The following is a 313-nucleotide window of genomic DNA, read 5'->3' as shown; positions in this document are numbered from 1 at the left end:
TGCCGTCGACCATTCCGGCCAGCGCCCCAGCGTCATCCGCCGCTGCCGTCCGGCATGGCGGTAATCCAGCGTGAAGGCCCGGTTGCCGGAGCGGTAGATGCAGATGGCAAATCCCCGCACCTCGCTGTCGAAAATCTGATAGTCCCGGCCCGGTTCCGGCACCGCCTCCCGCACCGATTTCTCGTTCAATCTCAGTCTTTTGACCACGCCCAGCGCCTCCTTCTTGCATCCCACACAAGGCTCAGCCTCGCGCGCATGGCAAGTCATACATCGCCAGTCAGACCGGCGGGGAGGCGGAAGGTGGCAGAACCTA

At 63.9% G+C, this 313-nt stretch carries 1 protein-coding gene; it reads right to left on the bottom strand.

Going from position 1 to position 313, the window contains the following annotated elements:
- A partial coding sequence (locus Q5Y72_RS19815) for an Arm DNA-binding domain-containing protein (protein WP_305965098.1) occupies positions 1-207 on the bottom strand: 207 nt, incomplete at its 3' end.
- Positions 208-313: the final 106 nt, after the last annotated feature.

This window comes from Paracoccus spongiarum, assembly GCF_030732095.1.
Classification (GTDB): domain Bacteria; phylum Pseudomonadota; class Alphaproteobacteria; order Rhodobacterales; family Rhodobacteraceae; genus Paracoccus; species Paracoccus spongiarum.
The sequence above is the reverse complement of the archived record's forward strand: the minus strand, read 5'-3'. Positions and strand labels throughout refer to the sequence as shown.